The sequence below is a fragment of the Streptomyces hygroscopicus subsp. hygroscopicus genome, from assembly GCF_001553455.1.
GTDB classification, from domain to species: Bacteria; Actinomycetota; Actinomycetes; order Streptomycetales; family Streptomycetaceae; genus Streptomyces; species Streptomyces hygroscopicus.
Genome location: NZ_BBOX01000553.1, coordinates 1 through 844, shown reverse-complemented (window position 1 = coordinate 844; position 844 = coordinate 1). Strand labels below are relative to the sequence as shown.

At 66.7% G+C, this 844-nt stretch carries 1 protein-coding gene; it reads left to right on the top strand.

Annotation, left to right across the window (positions count from 1 at the left end; translation table 11 throughout):
- On the top strand, positions 1 to 844 hold an 844-nt coding region (locus AXW62_RS38525), incomplete at both ends, for a beta-ketoacyl synthase N-terminal-like domain-containing protein (protein WP_169808211.1).

The window sequence follows — 844 nt, the reverse complement described above, 5'->3', positions numbered from 1 at the left end:
CTGACCGGTGCGGCCGCCGGGCCAGGTGGGCCTGTGGTGGCGGTGGCCGATGCGGATGAGCCGATCGCGATCGTCGCGATGACGTGTCGTTTCCCGGGTGGGGTCCGTTCCCCGGAGGGGTTGTGGGATCTGGTGGTGTCGGGGCGTGAGGCGGTGGGGGAGTTTCCGGCGGGGCGTGGGTGGGACCTGGACGGGCTTTTCCATCCTGATCCTGATCATGCGGGTACGTCGTATGCGCGCAGGGGCGGGTTTTTGTATGACGCTGATGGGTTTGATGCGGCGTTTTTCGGGATCAGTCCGCGTGAGGCGTTGGCGATGGATCCGCAGCAGCGGTTGTTGCTGGAGGCGTCGTGGGAGGTGCTGGAGCGGGCGGGGATTGATCCGGTGTCGTTGAGGGGGAGTTTGACGGGTGTGTATGCGGGGGTGATGTATCACGATTATGCGGCCGGGCTCGGTGGTGGTGGTGATGCGAGGCTGGAGGGGTATGCGATGCTGGCCGGCTCGGGGAGTGTGGTGTCGGGCCGGGTGGCGTACACGTTGGGTTTTGAGGGTCCGGCGGTGACGGTGGACACGGCGTGTTCGTCGTCGTTGGTGGCGATGCATCTGGCTTGTCAGGCGTTGCGGCAGGGGGAGTGTGGGCTGGCGTTGGCGGGTGGGGTGACGGTGATGGCTACGCCGGAGGTGTTCACGGGGTTTTCTCGTCAGCGTGGGCTGGCTCCTGATGGCCGGTGCAAGCCTTTTGCGGCGGCGGCTGACGGGACGGGTTGGGGTGAGGGTGTGGGGGTGGTGTTGCTGGAGCGGTTGTCCGATGCGCGGCGTCATGGTCATCGGGTGCTGGCGGTGG